16 protein-coding genes and 1 other RNA gene are annotated in these 19,135 nt (G+C 67.1%); 1 reads left to right on the forward strand and 16 read right to left on the reverse strand.

Annotated features, from left to right (window positions below):
- Positions 1–44: 44 nt before the first annotated feature.
- The 10 genes from OVY01_RS12760 to OVY01_RS12805 all read right to left on the reverse strand — a co-directional run bounded on the left by OVY01_RS12760 (position 45) and on the right by OVY01_RS12805 (position 9,729).
- Positions 45–827 carry a 3'-5' exonuclease gene (locus OVY01_RS12760; protein WP_267848079.1) on the reverse strand — a complete coding sequence of 261 codons (783 nt, stop codon included), beginning with the start codon at positions 825–827 and terminating at the stop codon, positions 45–47.
- 8 nt (positions 828–835) lie between these two features.
- The gene (rpoS, locus tag OVY01_RS12765; protein WP_432422243.1) at positions 836–1,858 is read right to left on the reverse strand and encodes an RNA polymerase sigma factor RpoS; all 1,023 of its coding nucleotides are present in this window, start codon (positions 1,856–1,858) and stop codon (positions 836–838) included.
- 264 nt (positions 1,859–2,122) lie between these two features.
- Positions 2,123–3,136, reverse strand: coding sequence for a peptidoglycan DD-metalloendopeptidase family protein (locus tag OVY01_RS12770; protein ID WP_267847972.1), 1,014 nt, complete (start codon positions 3,134–3,136; stop codon positions 2,123–2,125).
- A gap of 5 nt (positions 3,137–3,141) precedes the next feature.
- Positions 3,142–4,026, reverse strand: coding sequence for a protein-L-isoaspartate(D-aspartate) O-methyltransferase (locus OVY01_RS12775; protein ID WP_267847973.1), 885 nt, complete (start codon positions 4,024–4,026; stop codon positions 3,142–3,144).
- Positions 4,023–4,781 (reverse strand): 5'/3'-nucleotidase SurE, encoded by a 759-nt coding sequence (gene surE, locus OVY01_RS12780; protein WP_267847974.1) that lies wholly within the window; start codon positions 4,779–4,781, stop codon positions 4,023–4,025. The genes OVY01_RS12775 and surE overlap by 4 nt, the downstream gene beginning before the upstream one ends.
- Positions 4,782–4,944: 163 nt before the next feature.
- Complete coding sequence (gene recR, locus OVY01_RS12785; protein ID WP_267847975.1) at positions 4,945–5,541, reverse strand: recombination mediator RecR; 597 nt, start codon at positions 5,539–5,541, stop codon at positions 4,945–4,947.
- A 68-nt stretch (positions 5,542–5,609) separates the two neighbouring features.
- Positions 5,610–5,936 carry a YbaB/EbfC family nucleoid-associated protein gene (locus tag OVY01_RS12790; protein ID WP_267847976.1) on the reverse strand — a complete coding sequence of 109 codons (327 nt, stop codon included), beginning with the start codon at positions 5,934–5,936 and terminating at the stop codon, positions 5,610–5,612.
- Position 5,937: 1 nt separating this feature from the next.
- Entirely contained in the window at positions 5,938–8,631 is a 2,694-nt protein-coding gene (gene dnaX, locus OVY01_RS12795) for a DNA polymerase III subunit gamma/tau (protein ID WP_267847977.1), read from the reverse strand.
- A gap of 247 nt (positions 8,632–8,878) precedes the next feature.
- Positions 8,879–8,977, reverse strand: an RNA gene (ffs, locus tag OVY01_RS12800) — signal recognition particle sRNA small type.
- A gap of 41 nt (positions 8,978–9,018) precedes the next feature.
- Positions 9,019–9,729, reverse strand: coding sequence for a response regulator transcription factor (locus OVY01_RS12805; RefSeq protein ID WP_267847978.1), 711 nt, complete (start codon positions 9,727–9,729; stop codon positions 9,019–9,021).
- A gap of 269 nt (positions 9,730–9,998) precedes the next feature.
- On the opposite strand from OVY01_RS12805, the gene OVY01_RS12810 reads away from it, so the two are divergent.
- Positions 9,999–11,165, forward strand: a complete 1,167-nt coding sequence (locus tag OVY01_RS12810; RefSeq protein ID WP_267847979.1) for an alpha/beta fold hydrolase — start codon at positions 9,999–10,001, stop codon at positions 11,163–11,165.
- Between the two features lie 27 nt (positions 11,166–11,192).
- Here the strand turns inward: OVY01_RS12810 and ribA are convergent, their stop codons facing one another.
- The 6 genes from ribA to OVY01_RS12840 form a co-directional block, all read right to left on the reverse strand.
- Positions 11,193–11,918 carry a GTP cyclohydrolase II gene (gene ribA, locus OVY01_RS12815; protein WP_267847980.1) on the reverse strand — a complete coding sequence of 242 codons (726 nt, stop codon included), beginning with the start codon at positions 11,916–11,918 and terminating at the stop codon, positions 11,193–11,195.
- Positions 11,915–13,216, reverse strand: a complete 1,302-nt coding sequence (locus OVY01_RS12820) for an NCS2 family permease (RefSeq protein WP_267848080.1) — start codon at positions 13,214–13,216, stop codon at positions 11,915–11,917. The genes ribA and OVY01_RS12820 overlap by 4 nt, the downstream gene beginning before the upstream one ends.
- A 185-nt stretch (positions 13,217–13,401) precedes the next feature.
- Complete coding sequence (locus OVY01_RS12825; protein WP_267847981.1) at positions 13,402–14,085, reverse strand: TetR/AcrR family transcriptional regulator; 684 nt, start codon at positions 14,083–14,085, stop codon at positions 13,402–13,404.
- Complete coding sequence (locus tag OVY01_RS12830; RefSeq protein ID WP_267847982.1) at positions 14,082–15,854, reverse strand: efflux transporter outer membrane subunit; 1,773 nt, start codon at positions 15,852–15,854, stop codon at positions 14,082–14,084. The genes OVY01_RS12825 and OVY01_RS12830 overlap by 4 nt, the downstream gene beginning before the upstream one ends.
- 1 nt (position 15,855) lies before the next feature.
- Positions 15,856–17,424, reverse strand: coding sequence for a DHA2 family efflux MFS transporter permease subunit (locus OVY01_RS12835; protein WP_267847983.1), 1,569 nt, complete (start codon positions 17,422–17,424; stop codon positions 15,856–15,858).
- Entirely contained in the window at positions 17,421–18,782 is a 1,362-nt protein-coding gene (locus OVY01_RS12840; RefSeq protein ID WP_267847984.1) for an HlyD family secretion protein, read from the reverse strand. The genes OVY01_RS12835 and OVY01_RS12840 overlap by 4 nt, the downstream gene beginning before the upstream one ends.
- Between the last annotated feature and the right edge of the window lie 353 nt (positions 18,783–19,135).

Here is a 19,135-nt window from a genome sequence, read left to right on the forward strand (position 1 = left end):
CTGACAGCTGGCGAAAGCCGAGATTGTAGTGCAATCGCGAGCGATCAGGCGACGTTGTCGAAGCCGCCGAGGTAATCCTGCCAGTGCGGCTCGGGTTTCTCGGCAAGCGCGGCCTTGACGATGCCGATCTCTTCCTCGTATTCCGGTGCCGAGAGGTCGCCGCGCATCAATTGGAAACGGCAGTACATCAGGTACGTATTGACGACGTCGGTCTCGCAGTAATTGCGGATTTCGTCGATCCTGCCGTCGCGATAGGCCGGCCAGACCTGCGCGCCATCCATCCCCATCTTGCCGGGGAAACCGCAGAGTTTGGCCAGCGCGTCGAGCGGCGCGCTGGCGCGCGGCTGATACAGTGCCAGCAGGTCCATCAGATCCGTATGACGCGTGTGATAGCGGCTGATGTAGTTGTTGAATTTGAATTCGCGATCGACCTGTCCCATGTCCCAATAGCGCGGCGCGCTGACGCCATGGATCAGGGCACGGTAATGCAGGACCGGCAGATCGAAGCCGCCGCCGTTCCAGGACACCAGTTGGGGCGCGTAGCGCTCGATGACCTTGAAGAACGACTGGATCAGCGCACCTTCGCGATCATCGGGCTGGCCGAGCGAGCGCACCCGAAACCCTTCGCGATCCCGATACACGCAGGAAATCGCCACGATGCGCTGCAGATGATGTTGCAGGAAATCGGATCCCGTTTTCTCGCGCCGTGCGGCGAACGCCAGCTCGGCGACCGCTTCGTCGCTCAACGCGGCATCGATATCGCCAAGCCGGCGCAACCCGGCCACGTCGGGGACCGTTTCGATGTCGAACACCAGCACTGAATTCATCGCCTCGCTCACAATACCGAATCCTTGCCCACGCCATTCGACGCGAAATACCGTTTGAGCCGCAGCAGGGCTTCCTGCTGGATCTGCCGCACCCGCTCGCGGGTCAGGCGCATGTCTTCGGCGAGCTGTTCGAGCGTCGCCGGTTCCAGATTGTTCAAACCGAAGCGCCGCTCGACGACGTAGCGGTGCTTGTCCGACAGCCGCGACAGCCAGACCCGCGTCAGCACCTCGATTTCGCGATGCTGGACTTCGGCATCGGGCGCGTGCGTCTGGTCGTCGGACAGCAGGTCGAGCAGGCTGCTGCCGGGATCCAGGTCGAGCGGCGCATCGAGCGAGGTGGTGTGTTCGTTGAGCGCCAGGATATCGGTCACTTCTTCCGCCGTCTTGCCGGTCAGATGGGCGATATCGTCGGCACTCGCGTCGCGGCGTTCGCCCGCGTTTTCGGCCAGCGCGCTCTTCTCCAGATGGCGCTTCGCGCGCAAGACCTGATTCAATTCTCGGATCACGTGCACCGGCAGCCGCACGGTGCGCGCCTGGTTCATGATCGCGCGCTCGATGCTCTGGCGGATCCACCAGGTCGCATAGGTCGAAAACCGGAAACCCCGTTCCGGCTCGAATTTCTCGATCGCGTGCATCAATCCGAGATTGCCCTCGGCGATCACGTCGAGCAACGGCACGCCCCGGTTCGAGTATGCCTTGGCGATGCTGACGACGAGACGCAGGTTGCGCTCGATCATCATCTGCCGCGCCGCGAATTCCCCGGCACGCGCCTGCCGCGCATAGTGCTGCTCCTCTTCGACGCTGAGCAGGGGCTTGACGCTGATGCGATTCAGATAGTGCTGGATCGTGTCGGCGGTCAGCTCGGCATGCAGCAGCGTCCGGAACTCGCCCGGGTCGGATGACGCCTCGGCGGAAACCGGGCGCCCGGACGCCGTACGCTCCCGCGCGGCGGCGCCCTGTTCACCGTTCTCCGCAGCGAGGCTGTCGTGGACCCCCTTGGCCTCGTCATCGGCTTCATCGATCTCATCGATCTCATCGGCTTCAGCGTCGGCCGCCCCATCCGCCTCGTCTTCGGCCTCCGTCGGAAATGCCGGCGGGACCCCTGCCGGCAACGCGCCGCGATCCTGCACCGGCGACGCGCTGCCGTTTGACCCCGCCGCAGGACGGGACCCGCGCCGTCGATTCCCGCCTGCCGAAACGTCTTCCGCCGTCCCCTCCTCCTTCCCGGCCGACGCTGCGTCCGGTGGGGCGGGCCGGCCGATCGTCGGACGTTTCGATTTCGGCATGACGGTCCCTTATTGAGACGGCAGAAACTTCATCGGGTCGACAGGCTTGGTGTCCTGGCGGACTTCGAAATGCAGCATTACGCGGTCCGCCTGCGTGTCGCCCATTTCGGCGATCGCCTGACCCTTCGTCACCACGTCGTTTTCCTTGACCAGCAGGCTGCGGTTATGGCCGTAGGCGGTCAGGAAGGTGTTGTCATGCTTGATGATAATCAGATTGCCGTACCCGCGCAGGCTGTTGCCGGCGTACAGCACGCGGCCGGCGGCGGCCGCGACGATCGGTGTTCCGGCCGTGCCGGCGATGTCGATGCCCTTGCTCGTGCTGCCGTTGAATTGGCGGACGATCTGCCCGCGAACCGGCCAGATAAAGGTCACGGGGCCGCTTGCCACCGGCGGCGTCGAGGAGGACGGCGCGGACGGCGGCGGTGCGTACGCAGGCGCCGGCGCGGCCGGCGTCAAGCCCGCCGCCGCCCCGTCCGCCGCCAGCGAGCCCGGCGGCGGCGGCGCATAGGGCGAGGGATAAGGCGCGCCCGTCGTCGGCGCGGGACCCGGCGCGCTCGCGTACGGCGACACGTAACCGCTTGGGCTCGCGGGACCCGGCTGAGCGCCCAGCGGCGCGGTCTGCACGGGCGCGCCACCCACCGGCGTGCTGGACACGAACGGCGAATTCATTGGCGGATTCGCGCCCGGCGGTGCGACCCGCAACAGTTGCCCGACCTCGATCTGGTTCGGATTCGTCAGGTTGTTCCAGTTCGTGATGTCACGATAGTTCTGGCCGTTTTCGAGGGCGACGCGGTACAGCGTGTCGCCCGGCTTCACGCGGTAGAACCCTGGCGGCGGCGGGCCGGGCGGCTGGTCGGCGGGCGCCATGCTGGCGAACCCGGGTGCGGCGCTCGAGCGATCGACCACCGGCGCCCCGTCCATCCGCGACGCGCACGCGCTCAGCGCAGACAGCGCCAGCACGCACGCGCCACGCTGAAAATTCGGCCACAGGGAGCGGCCGCCGTCTCTTATCAGCGTACTCATCGGTATCAGATCACTCCGGATTTCAAAGGAACAAAAAAAACGCGGTCCAGCACGGTCTCTCGCCACTGATGGGCGGAGATCCGTTCGACCAGCGTCAGTACTTGCGAATCGCCGCCCACCGGCGCGATCAACCGTCCACCTATCGCCAGCTGCTCGGCAAGCGCCGGCGGAATGTCGAGCCCGGCGGCCGCGACGATGATGGCGTCGAAGGGGGCGCTCGCCGGCAGGCCCAACCTTCCGTCGCCATAATGCAGACGGATGTTCGGCGCCCGCAGCGGCCGCAGATTGCGCTTCGCACGTTCATGCAACGGCTTGATGCGTTCTATCGAGAATACTTCTTCGGCCACGCGGCCCAGCACCGCCGCCTGATAGCCGCATCCCGTGCCCACTTCCAGCACGCGGCGCAGCGAGGCGCGGCCATTCAAGGCGATCTCGATCATCTTCGCGACGACGCCGGGCTTGGAAATCGTCTGGCGATGGCCGATCGGCAGCGCCGCTTCCTCGTACGCCTGCGGCGCGAGCGCGGCATCGACGAAACCGTGCCGCGGCACCGCGCGCAGCGCCGCCAGCACGCGCTCATTGCGCACGCCCGCCGCCCTGACCCGCTCGACCATCCGTTCGCGTACCCGGTCCGACGTCAATGTCAGATGCGCCCCCAGGATCGGCCGGGCGGGCGCGGCGCGCGGCGCGCCATATCCTGGCGCCGCCCCCGCCGTCGCGCTGGTGCCGGCGGGGGCGGCGCGCACGGACACGGGTCCGCGGCCGAGGGGCGCCGTTCCAGCGACCTTCGCTCCTCCCCGCCCGGCCCCGCCCGCCTGCCGCGGCAGCGCCGGATCCTTTTCGAGATCCGACAGGGTCAACGGAAAACGCTTGACCGGCCCGGCACTCATGCGACGTGCTCCAGGCCCGCCGCCCATGCCTGCAGGACCGGCAATTGCCGCGTGTGCGTCAAGTCCAGTTGCAGCGGCGTCATCGATACATGCCCCTGCGCGACCGCATGAAAATCCGTTCCCGCCGTGGCGTCGCTCGCCTCGCCCGCCGCGCCGATCCAGTAGATCGGCCGGCCGCGGGGATCGGTCTGCCGGATCGCCGGCTGCGACGGATGCCGCTTGCCGAGCCGGGTCACGCGGCAGGCACGATGCTCCCCGGCCGCGCGATTCGGGATATTGACATTGAGCAGCAATGGCCCGGCCAGCGGCGCGCTCGCGAAATGGCCGATCAGCGCGGCGGCGACCTGCGCCGCTGCGTCGAGGTGTTCCCAGCCCGCATCGACCAGCGAAAACGCGAACGCGGGCACGCCGAACAGAAAGCCCTCGGTCGCGGCAGCCACCGTTCCCGAGTACAGGGTGTCCTCCCCCATGTTCTGCCCGTTGTTGATGCCGGACACGACGAGATCGGGCCGACGCTCCAGCAAACCGGTCAAGGCGATATGCACGCAGTCCGTCGGCGTGCCGTTGACGAAATGGAAGCCGTTCGCCGCCGTGGAGACGGTCAGGGGCCGCGACAACGTCAGGGAATTCGACGCACCGCTGCAATTTTTTTCAGGGGCGACGACGCTCACGGTGCCCAGTGGCGTCAGCGCGTCGTGCAGCGCTGCCAGCCCGGGCGCGAGGTAGCCATCGTCGTTGCTCAGCAATATATGCATGGGGACGATTGTAACCGAGGTTGCGGGGCACGCCGGCGTGCATCGCGCGCGATTCGGCGCGCGCTACGACACCGCTTCACGACCGCGCTTCGCGCGGGCATCTCACGACGGCGCCGGATGGCCTGTCCCGCGACATTCCCTTCATGCCGGGTGTGCCATCCCTTCACACCGTGCGACGATCCAGCACCGCCCGCGCGATCGTGCCGGCATCGACGTACTCCAGCTCGCCGCCTGCGGGTACGCCCCGCGCGAGCCGGGTCACCACCAGCCCCCGGGCTTTCAGCGTCTGCCCGAGATAATGCGCGGTCGCCTCGCCTTCGTTGGTGAAGTTGGTCGCCAGCATGACTTCGCGCACCACGCCGTCGGTGGCACGCTGCAGCAATTTGTCGAAGTGGATCTCGCGCGGACCGATGCCGTCGAGCGGACTGAGGCGTCCCATCAGAACGAAGTACAGCCCCCGGTAGGTCAGCGTCTGCTCCAGCATGATCTGGTCGGCCGGCGTCTCGACGACGCATAGCAGCGACGGGTCGCGTTCCTCGTCCAGACACATCTCGCAGACTTCGGCTTCCGTAAAGGTGTTGCAGCGCTCGCAGTGCCGCAGCCGGCGCGTGGCGCCCAGCAGCGCCCCGCCGAGCCGCTCGGCACCCTCGCGGTCATGCTGCATCAGGTGATAGGCCATGCGTTGCGCGGATTTCGGACCGACGCCCGGCAGCACCCGCAATGCGTCGACCAATAAAGACAGGGCGGAGGGCGGCTTCATGGCATTTTCAGCGAAAGAGAACTGGCGCGGCGGCGCGCACGCGTGTCGGACACCGGTGGCAAGGTCGCTCAGAACGGCAGCTTGAAGCCCGGCGGCATGGGCATGCCGCCGGTGACGCCGCCCATCATCTGCTGCGACAGTTCATCGGCCTTGCGTTTGGCGTCGTTGAACGCGGCGACGATCAGATCCTCCAGCATGTCGCGGTCTTCGGCGACCAGGCTGGGGTCGATCGTCACGCGTCGCGCGGTATGGTCGCCGGTCATGAGCACCGTGACCAAACCCGCGCCGGATTCGCCGGTCACTTCGGAGGCGGCCAGCTTCTCCTGCATTTTCTTGACGTTTTCCTGCATCTGCTGCGCCTGCTTCATCAGCCCGGCGATTTGGCCCTTCATCATGTCATCGACTCCTGGATTCGGTATGGGATTGGGGTGTTGCCGGGAAACCGGTGGCGGTTCCCGGGGATGTGTCCGCGATGGCGCCCAACGCAGCGGCCAGCGGCTGGATCGAGCCTGGGAGGATCGCGGCGTCGAACTCCTTGAGCAGAGCCTGCACGAAAGGGTCGCTGTGGATCGACTGCTCCGCGTGCCATTGCCGCTCGGCCTTGCGCGCCGCTTCGAGCACGGCAGCCGTGCGCTCGGCCTTGCCGATCTCGATACGCAATTCCACCGGCCGGCCAAGCGTTTCGCCAAGCGCTGCGACGACCTTCTCGACGTGCGGACCGCTGGCCAGTTGCGCCATCGGGATGCGCAACGACAGGCAGGCGCCGTCGAGCGACACGAGTTCGCTCTGAAACGCGAGCTGCTGCGCGAGTCCCTTCACATCGAGCCGCGCGGCCAGCGCGGGCCAGTCTTCATCGAAGCCTACCCCGCTCAGACTCACGGCGTCGGGCATCGGTGGCAGGACCGGTCGCGGCGTTTCGAAACCGACACCGTCATCGCGCGCGGCGGATAATGCACCGCCTCGGCGACCCGACGGCGCGTCGGGCGCTGCGGCGCCCGACGCTGCGCCCGACCTGTCCGGCATCGGGTGCGCGGACGACAGAAATGCCGCAGCGCCATCATCCTCCCAGGGCGCATTGTCCCAGGCGGGCATGTCATCGGCCGTTACCGCCGCTTGGGGTGCCGGGCTACCCGGCCGCCCCCCCGGAGCCGGGCGCGGCGCATTCGCCGAACCTGGCGACGCGAGCGCCGGCGCTGCGCCGGATACCGCCGCACGCCCGCGTACACCGCCCGGGGCCGGCGCGCGCGCGGACGCCATTTTGGCGGCGCCGCCACGCAGCGCGCCCAGCGCTTCCAGCGCCGCGCGCGCCGGCGAACTGGCGCGCGCCGGCGCATCGTCGACCGAGGGCGTGCTCCGCGTGGCCTGCGCCGTCTGGGTCACTTCCTCGGAAGCGCGTGACGGCAAGTCCGCCGGCCCGGTCCGCGCGGGCGAGGTGTTCGCGCCCGTGCCTGTCGAGGCCCGCGCGTCTTCTGCGAAAGGCCGGTCCGCTGCCGGAACCGACGAAGGCGACGCCGCCGGCGTGAGAGCAGGCGCCCGGGCGGTTGGCGACACGGCGGCGGCAGCGGCGAACGAATCTTCGAACGGATCGCCGAAGGCATCGAGCAGCGCTGCGTCGTCGCTGTCCCGTGCCGCGGCGCCGGCGCGCGCCGCGGGCGCCGATACGTCCGCCGGTACGTTCGGACTCCCGGCGAAAGACCGCGCATCGGAGCGCACATCGGAGCGCACGGCGGGCACTGGCGCGTCGGAGCGCGCAGCAGGCGGTGGCGCCCCGGCTTGCGAAGGTGACCCTCGAGGAACGGAACGCGCCGCGCCAGCGTGGGCGGCAGCGGGAAGCGCCGCGGTCGGCGCGTTGAACGGGGACGCGTCCGACAATGCGGCGGGCGCCACGGCCGGCATAGCCCGCGGCGTCGGCACGACCGTCGGCGTCGGCGTCGGCACGACCGTCGGCGTCGGCGTCGGCGTCGGCAAGCGTTGCAGCTCACCCCCGCCCACCGGGCTCGCGCCCGTCAACGGGCGAAACGCCAGCATCCGCAGCAGCGTCATCGTGAAGCCCGCGTACTCATCGGGGGCCAGACCAAGCTCGCTCCGCCCGATCGTCGCAATCTGATAATACAGCTGCACCTGTTCGGCGCTCAGGCTGTGCGCGAAGCGGCGGATTTCCGCCGCCTCCGGCCATTCCTCGAGCACCGACGCCGGCGCGAACTGCGCCCAGCCGATCCGGTTCAACAACTGCGCGAGATCCTGGAGCGCCATCGAGAACGACAGGCTGCGCGATGTCATCTCGTCGGCCACGGCCAGCACCATGGCGCCGTCGCCGGCGACGATGCCATCGAGCAGGCGCATCAGGTAATGCTGATCGATCGCCCCCAGCATGCCTCGCACGGCTTCCTCGTTCACCGCGCCCGCTGCATAGGCGATCGCCTGGTCGGTCAGCGACAGCGCATCGCGCATGCTGCCGTCGGCCGCGCGCGAGAGCAGACGCAAGGCCTGCGGCTCGAAATCGATCCCTTCGGCGCGCAGCACCTTGTCGAGATGACCGACGATGTCGCCCGCGGGCATCTGCTTGAGATTGAACTGCAGACATCGGGACAGCACGGTGACCGGAATTTTCTGCGGGTCCGTGGTCGCCAGGATGAACTTGACGTGCGCGGGCGGCTCTTCGAGCGTCTTCAACATCGCGTTGAAAGCGTGGTTCGTCAGCATGTGCACTTCATCGATCATATAGACCTTGAAGCGCGCATCCACCGGCGCGTAGATCGCCCGCTCGAGCAGCGCGGCCATTTCGTCGACGCCGCGATTGGACGCGGCATCCATCTCGACGTAGTCGACAAAACGTCCGGCATCGATCTCGCGACACGCCCGGCACACGCCGCACGGCTGCGACGTGATGCCGGTCTCGCAATTGAGCGCCTTCGCAAGGATCCGCGACAAGGTGGTCTTCCCCACGCCGCGCGTGCCGGTAAACAGATAGGCGTGGTGCAGGCGCTGCTGGTCGAGCGCGTGGGTCAATGCGCGGACGACATGATCCTGTCCGACGAGGGACGAAAAATCACGGGGGCGCCATTTGCGGGCCAGAACTTGGTAGGTCATCGCCGAATTCTATCAGGATCGAGACGCCGCACGGGCGCGTTGCGTACCGTGCGCGCGGCAGGCGCCGCGGGAACGCCGGACGGACGCGCAACGCGAAGCGATGCCGGAAACGGCTGAAAGATCAAACAGGCGGAGGCGTTGCAGGACGTCGACTTCGAAACGTCAGCGGCTGGGAGTCTGCGCGGGCATGCGTGGCGGACACTGAATTGCGGGGCATCATGTCGAAAAACCGACACTGAAGAAAAGAGGTGACGAGCCTGACCCTCGGCACTGGCGGAAAACGATCGTGGCTGCTTCGTTCCCGACCTGACCAGGTTAACCGCCCCACCATGCGAGGAGGCCCGTCGGGTCGAATTGTAGCACCACCCGCGGCCCGGCGCGAGCTTTTCAGCGTCCGTCTTCGGGGGCGGGGCCGGGGGGCGACTCGCGCACCGCAGCCACACCCTCGCGCGCCGTTGCCCGGCGCACGCCGTAGGAATCGGTGCTTCTCAGGCAATCCACCAGCTCGATCAGATTGCGCACCCCCAGCTTGCGAAAAATATTGCGTTTATGCGCGCTGATGGTTTTCGCGGACAGCCCCAGCGCATGCGCAATGGCCTTATTGCTGCGCCCCTCGACCAGCCCTTCGGCAATGCAGCGTTCGCGCGGCGACAAGGCTTCGCCGCGTGCGCCGGGCGGCGCCAGCACGCGCAGGGCCCCGCGCGGGATGAAGCAGTGTCCGGCCAATACCGCCGCCACGCCGCGCAGCAGCTCCAGCGGCGCCTCGGACTTGCAGAGAAAGCCGTCGGCTCCCGCCGCCAGCGCGCGCCGCACCGGCAACAGGCCGTCCGAGGCGGAGACCACCAGCACTTTCGGCCGCCTTTCCATGCGGCCGATGCGCGCGAGCATGTCGTACCCGTCGAGGCCCGGCAGATTGATGTCGAGCAGCACCAGATCGAGGGCGCCGTCCCGCACCAGTTGCCATCCCTGCACACCGTCGGCGGCCTCGGCGACGACGTCGACGTCGCCATCGCACGACGACTGCCTTTCCAGCAGCATACGCATGCCGAGCCGGATGAATGCGTGATCGTCGACGATCGCAATGCGTTTCTTGTGCATGGTTTCCTGGAGCGGGCGCCGGGGGTCGCATGGTCCGCGCACCGGTGCAAATCGGGCGCGAGGCATGCCCCCGGCATCGCGGCGACGGTAGCGAAGCAGTCCTCAGTGTGCCATCCGTCGCCCGCACGCTTCAAGACGGGGCGCGGCGAACTGGCAAAACGCTTATGATTGTTTGGGTGAAATCCGCACTTTTCACCTGCGCCCTGATGCTTACCCCTGCGCCGCCGCGCCGCCGGCCGCCCCTTTCCCGTTTCAAAGGACCCACGAACATGCCTGCAACCCCGCTGGCGCGCCGTCGCCCGATTTCATTGCAGCGCGCGTGGCTGCTGGCATTCGGGCTGGGCGCCGCCGCGCCGTTCGCCGCCCTCGCCGCAACGGACGCGCCGCCCGCCGCTTCCGGCGCCGATGTTGCCGTCTCCTCGCCCGCCGCTTCCCTCCCGGCCCCTCGACCCGGCGGCCCGCTCGCCGCGCCCCCGCGCGACGATGTCCCCGGCGGCCATCCGGCGATGGGCATCGGCTTCGAAGCGCTGCCCTACCCCTACCCGGTCCATTTCCTCGCGTTGCGCAACGAGGGCCAGGACGTGCGCATGGCGTATATGGACGTGCCGCCCACCACGGCCAACGGCGAGCCGAACGCGGGTGCGCGTACGATCGTCCTGCTGCACGGCAAGAACTTCGGCGGCGTCTATTGGGAAAATGTCATCCGCCACCTGACGGCGCGCGGGTATCGCGTGATCGTGCCGGATCAGATCGGTTTCGGCAAATCGTCCAAACCCGAGCTGGACTATAGCTTCGACCTGCTCGCCCGCAATACGATCGCACTGCTCGATGCGTTGCAGATTGCGCATGCCGACATCCTCGGCCACTCGACCGGCGGCATGCTCGCGATGCGCATCACCCTCGACTATCCGTCGCGGGTCGACCGCCTGCTGCTGGAGGATCCGGTCGGCCTCGAGGACTACCGGCGCCTCGAGACGCCGCAAAGCACCGAAACGCTCTATCGCGCGCAGCTGAACATGACGCCGGACGCGTACCGCAACTACGTCAAGGGCTATTTCGCGCACTGGTCCGAGCGCTTCGAGGCGCCGCTCGTGGCGCCCTATCTGAGCGCGATGCAAAGCGGCGAATATCCGCGGCTGGCGAAAACCGCGGCGCTCACCTCGCAGATGATCTTCCAGCAACCGCTGGTCGACGAGCTGCCCGATATCGCCGCGCCTACCCTGCTGATCGTCGGCGAGAAGGACCGCACCGCGCCGGGCAAGGCCTACGCGCGGCCCGACATGAAGGACCGCCTGGGCAATTTCCCCGCGCTGGGACGGGCCGCGGCGCGAGCGATCCCGCATTGCCGTCTGGTGGTGATACCGGATGTCGGCCACATCGCGCACTGGGAGGCCCCGAACGCCTTCTTCAGCGCCGTGGACGACTTCCTCTTCTGAACCCGCCAGGCGGGTGCATGATCCCCGCTACAGCAGGGGGCCACCCAGCGCATTGAGCAGATGCCCCATTCGCGCGCGCTTGGTTTCGAGATAGCTCTGGTTCTCGGGATTCGGCGCGATGCGCAGCGCGATGCGCTCGACCACGGGGATGCCGGCTGCGCGGATCGCGGCGAGCTTGGTCGGGTTGTTGCTCATCAGCCGCACCGAGCGAACGCCGAGATCCCGCAGGATGGCGATGCCGGCGTCATAGTCACGCGCGTCCACCGGCAACCCGAGGTCGACGTTCGCATCGACCGTGTCGCGCCCCTGATCCTGCAATTCATAGGCGCGGATCTTGTTGACGAGACCGATGCCGCGGCCCTCCTGCCCACGCAGGTAGACCACCACGCCCCGGCCTTCGGCATTCAGCCGGTCGAGCGCCGACGCCAACTGGGCGCCGCAGTCGCAGCGCAGCGACGCGAACGCGTCGCCCGTCAGGCACTCGGAATGGAGGCGGGTCAGGATGGCGTCGCCGTCGCGCACGTCGCCCGCAACCAGCGCGACGTGTTCGGTGCCATGCCGCGGGTCGCGATAGACATGCGCGGTGAAGACCCCGTGCGCGGTCGGCATGCGCGCCGTCGCCACCCGCTCGATGACCGGTGCGGCCGTCGTAGCCGGCTCAACGGCCAGGGGGGCGGGCGCCGCGCCGCCGGAAGCGGGCGCCCCGTCGCCATTGGCGTCGGGGGTCGTCCGCAGCTCGTGATCGAGATTCATGACGCTCCGAGATAAATATAGCGCAGCAAAAACGCTGCGGCGATGATCCAGACGATCCATGCCACCTGGCGGGCGCGTCCCGTGCACAGCTTGAGCACCGCATACGAGATGAAACCGAACGCGATGCCGTTGGCGATCGAATAGGTGAACGGCATGACCAGCGCCGTCAGCACCGCGGGCACCACTTCGGTGGGGTCGTCCCAGGGCAGCTCGACCAGGTCCCGCAACATCAGGCAGGCGACATACAGCAACGCCGGCGCGGTCGCATAGGCAGGCACCACGCTCGCCAGGGGTGCGAAGAACAGCGCGGCGATGAACAACAGCGCCACCACCACGGCAGTCAGGCCCGTGCGGCCGCCCGCCTGCACGCCCGAGGCGCTTTCGATGTACGCGGTGGTCGACGACGTGCCCAGCATCGCGCCGGCGACGATCGCCGCGCTGTCGGCCAGCAATGCGCGATTCAGGCGCGCGGACTTGCCTTCGACGAGGAGGCCGGCGCGCTTGGCCACGCCCATCAGGGTACCGGTCGCGTCGAACAGTTCGACCAGGAAGAATACCAGCACTACGTGGACGATGCCGGAGGACAGCGCGGCGTGCAGATCGAACTGGAACCAGGTCGGCGCGATCGACGGCGGCATCGACACCAGGCCGGCGAAATGGTTGCCGCCGACGACGAAGCTGGCCAGGGTCACCAAGAGGATGCCGATCAGGATCGCGCCGCGCACGCGCAGCGCGTCGAGCACCGCGATGATGAAGAACCCCAGTATGGCCAGGAGCGCCGCGGGACGGTGCAGATCGCCCAGCGTGACCAGCGTGGCCGGATTGCCGACGATCACGCCGGCGCTTTTCAGCGCGACGATCGCGAGAAACAGGCCGATACCGGCGGTGATGGCCGCGCGGATCGACGCCGGAATGCCGCGGATGATGGCCTCGCGCAGCCCCAGCACGCTGACGAGCAGAAACAGACAGCCCGAAATGAACACCGCGCCGAGCGCGGTCTGCCACGGAACGCCCATGCCATTGACCACCGTGAACGCGAAATACGCGTTCAGTCCCATGCCCGGGGCGCAGGCGATCGGATAGTTCGCGTACAGGCCCATGATCAACGAGGCCAGCGCGGCGACGATGCAGGTGGCGACGAACACCGCCCCCTGGGGCATGCCTGCTGCGCCCAGAATCGACGGATTGACGAACAGGATGTACGCCATCGTCAGGAAGGTGGTGACGCCGGCGAGGATCTCGGTGCGAACCGTCGACCCCGCTTCTTCCAGTCCGAAAAACTGTTTGAGTACCGCCATTGCCATCGGCGCGAACGCCGCTCCATGCAGATCGAAAGGGGCGCCCGGCGCCACGGCAGGCGCCGGATCGGGATGCGGGTCGCAATTTTGCCCGATCCGGGCCCGCGGCGTCACGAAAAAGCCGCGGCCACGACGTCATATTGCGGGAAAACCGGAACGATGTGGCGGTCCGGGGAATCCCGATTTCAGCGCGGCGGACCGGTCGTGCCCGCCGGGCCGCCGTTGCGGGCCTGAAGGAGCAGGCCGAACGCCTGGACGCACAGTCCGACGTGCTCGTGGATCTGCGCCGGGGTCGGCCGCAGGCGTTCGTCCAGCAGGCAGTCGATGCGGATCCCGCCGTTGATGATGCGCATGAAGAAATCGGCCGCGAAGCGGCGATCGTCGCACACCAGCTCGCCGGCCGCCACCGCCTGTTCGAGCAATTGCACGACGGCGGAACGGATCGGCGCGCGCACCGAGTCGACGACACGCTGCGTGAGGGCGGGAAACCGCTGCCCCGCGCCGATCAGCACCCGCAGAAGCGCCAGATTGTCGGACTTCAGCGTCAATTCGAGAAGCTGCGTGCCGAACCGCATCAGACGGTCCTCGACGCTGAAGTCCGCGCGCCCGCCAGTCGCCGTGCTCGCTTGCCGCAGCGCTTCGACCTCGTCCTCGACGAGCGCGACGAACAGATCCTCCTTGCCGGCGAAATGCGCGTACAGCGTCGCTTTCGAGACCGTCGCGCGCTCGGCGATCGCGTCCATCGTCGTGCGTTCGTAGCTCTGGATGAACAGCGCGCGAGCACTCGCGAGGATCAGCGCCCGCTTGCCCCGGACGTCGCGCGGCAGCCCCTGGGCCGCGGCGCCGCGCGCGGGTGTTGCGCGCGTCATGGCGGCGTCGGACCAGGAGCGGACGCCGCGTCGGTCGATACCGCGCCGGTCGATACCGCGCCGGTCGATATAGCCCCGGTCGATACCGCGCCGGCCGATACCGCGCCGGTCGATACAGCCCCGGTCGATACCGCGCCGGCCGATGCGGCATCGCCCGATTCCGCGCCGACCGTCGTGGCGGGGCCGAATATGCGATAGGCCGGCATGTCGACCTGCTGGTACGGCTGCCACCCTCCCCCCAGGGCCTTGTAAAGCGCCACCAGATCGGTGCCGGTCTGGACCTGCGACTGCGCGAGCTGCTGTTTGGCCTGCGAAAGCTGGCGCTGCGCGTCGAGCACGTTCAGGAAGGAATCGATGCCCTTGCGATAGCTTTCGTTCGATAGGTTGAAGGCATTTTGCTGCGCACCCAGGGCCTCCTGCAACGCGAGCGTGCGCGCCTGGTCGGTACGGTAGTTGACCAGACCGTTTTCCACATCCTGCAACGCGCTCAACACGGTCTGCCGATAATTGAGCGCGGCGCTCGCCTGTTCGGCACGTGCCATGCGCACGCTGGCGCGCAACCGCCCGCCTTCGAAGATCGGCACCGATACGCTCGGCCCGACTGCATAGAAGTGGCTGGCCCAACGGGTGAGATAACTCGCCTGGGTGTTGCGCAGACCGAATTGCCCGGTGAGCGAGATGCTGGGGAACAGACTCGCGACCGAAACGCCGATATTGGCCGTGGCGGCGTGCAGCGAGGCCTCGGCCTGCCGCACGTCGGGGCGCCGGCGCGCGAGCGCCGAGGGTAGCCCAACGGGAATCGCCGCGGGCAGCGCCGGCATCGGCCGCACCGTGGACAACTCGGCGTCGAGACTGCCCGGCGCCTGCCCCAGGAGCACGGCGAGCCCATTCATGGCCTGCACCGTCTGCGCCTCGTATTGCGGCAATTGCGCCCGCAGCGAACCGAGCTGTGCGGATGCGTTCTCGACGTCGAGCTGGGGCGACAGACCGTGCTGGCTGCGTTCGCGCGTCAGGTCCACGGAATCCTGGGCGACCTGGATCTGCTCGTTGATGGTGCGCATGACCAGTTGCGCGCCGCGCAACTGCACATAGGCACGCGCCACCTCGGCTTCGAGCGAGACCAGCGCATCGTTGCGGCTTTCCACGTCCTCGCGCGCCGACGCCTGTGCCGCCTCGACCGAACGCCGCACCCGGCCAAAGAGGTCCAGTTCCCAGGAGGCATCGAAGCTGCCTTGAAACAGATTGACCGGGTCGGTCAGGGTCCCGAGCACCGAGCCGGCGCCCGGACTGACCGCGTCCAGCGTGCTGGCGCTCACGTGCGCCGAATCCAGAATACCCTGCAAGCCGAGTTGCTCGCGTTTGACGCTGGCGTTGGCGCTGAGCGTGGGCAGCCCGGCGGCAGCGGATTGCACCACCTGCTCGCGCGCGGCGGCGATGCGCAATACCGCCTGCTGCAACGAGAGGTTACCGGCGATCGCACGCGCGATCAGGCTGTCGAGTTGCGGATCGTCGAATGCGCGCCACCAGGCCGGATCCGGCTCGGACGCCTGCGGCCGGGACGCGATGTCGCCGCCGGTACGCGGCAAATCGGTATAGCCCGCGGGCGTCGCGGCCTGCGGCGCAACATAGTCCGGCCCGAGCGTGCAGCCGACAAGCGTCAGCGCCGCGCCCAGTGCGGTCAGCGAAGGAAGCGCGACAAGCACGCGCGCGCCACCGCGACGCACACCCAGCGGCGTGCGACGGCGATGCGATAAAAACGGAACAGGCATGTCAATGGGCTCCGGCATTGCCCGAGCTCTTCACGGAAGTGAGCAGGAAGCAGAAAGGAATCATCAGGAGGGCGAGGATCGCGCAGGCGGCGAACATGTCCGAGTAGGCCAGCACGCGCGACTGGGACAGCAGCGTCTGGTAGAGCTGGCCGGTCGCCGCGCTACCCGCATCGCTGGCGCTCAACGAAAAATCGCGGATCGCGTCGGTCCATTGCCGGACCGCCTGGTTGTAGGGCTCGTTGAGCGGCGTCAGATTGCGTACCAGATAGGCACTGTGTATCTGGCTGCGCTCGGTCACCCCGGCCGTGGCCAGCGAGATGCCGATCGATCCCGCGACGTTGCGAAACATCGTGAACAAGGCCGAGGCGTCCGCATTGAGGCGCTGCGGCAACGAGATGAAGGCGATGGTGGTAAGCGGCACGAACAAAAAGCCCAGGCCCAGCGACTGGCTGCTGCGCATCCACACCAGGGTCTTGAAATCGATGCCGGGTACGAGATGCGACGAATAAAAGAAGCCAGCGGCCATGATCGCGAAACCGGTCAGGATCAGATAGCGTGTCTCCACCACCGGCATCAGCTTCAACACGAGCGGAATCGACAACACGATCAGGATCGCGCCCGGCGACAGCACCAGACCCGACAGCGTCGCCGTGTAGCCCAGTTGCTGCTGCGCCAATTGCGGGATCAGCACCGAGCTGGCATAGAGGATCAGCGCCATGCCGGACATCAGCACGCTGGCCGCGGCAAAGGTGCGGTCCTTCAGCACCCGCAGGTCGACCACCGGTTTCTTCGTGTACAGCAGCCAGTACACCGCCCCGACCAGACCCGTCACGGTCAATGCCGCGAACACCCGGATGAACGGCGAACTGAACCAGTCGTCGTCCTCGCCCCGGTCCATCACCACCTGCAGGCAGCCCAGGCCGAGCGCGATCAGCCCGATGCCGATGTAGTCGATCGTCAGCGTGCCCTTTTTCGCCTTGCGTTCCCACGGCGGATCCTCGAGCAAATGGGCGACCGCCAGCGTCGTCAGGATGCCGACCGGCACGTTGATCAGGAACACCCAGCGCCAGCTGTAGTTGTCCGTGATCCAGCCGCCCAGCGTCGGTCCGATGACCGGGGCGACGATGATCGCGATCGACGACAGACCGAACGCGCGGCCACGATCCTTCGGCGCGAAATAATCCAGCAGCACCGATTGCTGCACCGGCTGCAATCCCCCGCCGAAGAAACCCTGCATGATGCGAAACAGAATCAACTGCCACAATTCGGTCGCGATCCCGCACAGCAGCGAGCAGACCGTGAACATGCCGATGCAGAGCAGGAAATAGCGCTTGCGCCCGATCAGACGCGTCAGGAATGCCGAGATCGGCAAGGCGATGCCGTTGGCCACCAGGTAGGACGTCAATACCCAGGTGGACTCGTCATAGCTCGACGACAGGGTCCCGGCCACGTGCGGCAGCGCCACGTTGACGATGGTCGTGTCGAGGATTTCCATGAAGACCGCGAGCGTGACGACGATCGCGACGATCCAGGGATTGACGCTGGGACGCCAGTTCGCGTCATAGCTCATTGCAGGGTGACCTTCGGCGTGACCGATATGCCCAGCGGCAGCGGCCGGTTCGGATCGAGCCCATGGTCGATGACGATCTTCACCGGGACGCGCTGCACGATCTTCACGTAGTTGCCGGTCGCGTTCTCCGCCGGGAACGCCGAGAAGCGCGAGCCGGTGCCCTGCTGCACGCTGTCGACATGCCCGCTCAGATTCAGGTCGGGATACGCATCGACCTCGATCGCCACCTTGTCGCCGGGGCGCATCTTGGTCAACTGCGATTCCTTGAAATTCGCGGTCACCCAGATCATGGGCGACACCAGTGAGAAGAGCGACGTGCCCGCCTGTACCAGACTGCCCAGCTGCACATTACGCCTCGTGACGTAACCATCGTAGGGCGCGCGCAGTTGCGTGTACGACAGGTTCAGTTCGGCCTGCGCGAGTTGCGCTTTTGCCTGCTCGACCTGCTGGCGGCGCGCCTCGACGTCGGCGGCGGCCCGCCGCAATTGCAGCGGGATCTGGGCGGCGACCTTGACCTGGGCCTGGGCGTTCGCGACGTCGGCGCGGGCCGAGCGTTGCTGCGCCGTGGACTGGTCGATGCTCTGTTGCGAGGTGGCACGCGGATCGACGCCGTGCTGACGCGCATAGGCGGAGTTCGCGTTCGTCAGGCTCGCCTGCGCGCTGGTTTCCTGGGCGCGGGCCTGCGAGAGCTGCGCCGGATATTGCACCTTCGCGAGGTCGTACTGAACCTCCGCCTGGTGCAGCTGACTCCGGGCCAGACCGACCTGCGCGGCGGCCTCGTCGCGCCGGGCGATGTAGTCGCGCGGATCGATCTCCACCAGCAGATCCCCCTGCTTGACGCGCTGGTTGTCGTTGACGGCCAGCTTCGTCACATACCCGGAAACCTTGGGCGCGATCGTCGCGGCGTTGCCGTCGGTGAAGGCATCGTCGGTGCTTTCCTGATTACGCGTGCTGAACCAGAAAACGATGGCGACGATGGCGATCAGCAGCACGACGATGCCCAGGATGATCAGGGGCTTCTTGCCGGGGCCCTTGCGCTTGCCGTCCTTGCCGTCCTTGCCCTTGCCGTCTTCGTCGCCCTTCTCGCCCTGGTCGTCGTTACCGTCGTTGCCGTCGTTTTCGTGCCCGCCCTTCTGCTCCCCATCCCCGCCGCTTTTATTTTTTTCGTCCCCGCCGTCCCGGTCGTCTTTTCCCGTACCGTTGCGATGGCCGTTCGCGTCGACCAGCCCCGAATCGCGTTCACCGTCGTTTTCGTTATCGTGCACATGAACATGCACATGCAGATGGCGCTCGTTTGCAACGCCGGCGGCGCCGCTATTGTCCGCGTCCTGCGACGCGCGATTATCTTGACTGACCATGGATCTCATGTGCTATGCGGCGGGCGGCCGATGGACTTGGACTTCCCTCCCGGAAAATGTGCGTCCATCAGGAAATAGCGGAAATTTTACCAAAGAGAGAAGGAAACTGGACAGAGTAGTTTAGTTGCCTGCAGACAACGGATCGATGTCCTGCGCCAGCGATTGCCGATATTACCGGCAACCGGTAAAAGCGATTTGATGACAATTCCTGCGGGGACCGGCAGAAATGCACCGAAAGCTTTATGCAACAGGCCTGTTGCCCGCCTGCCCGGCATGGCAGCAGACCGGCAAATTTTTCCATCTTGCCGCCGAATTGACTCGGCACAGGCGCGCTGCCCGGGCATGACAAGGCC

Source organism: Robbsia betulipollinis, assembly GCF_026624755.1.
In the GTDB taxonomy this organism is placed as follows: Bacteria; Pseudomonadota; Gammaproteobacteria; order Burkholderiales; family Burkholderiaceae; genus Robbsia; species Robbsia betulipollinis.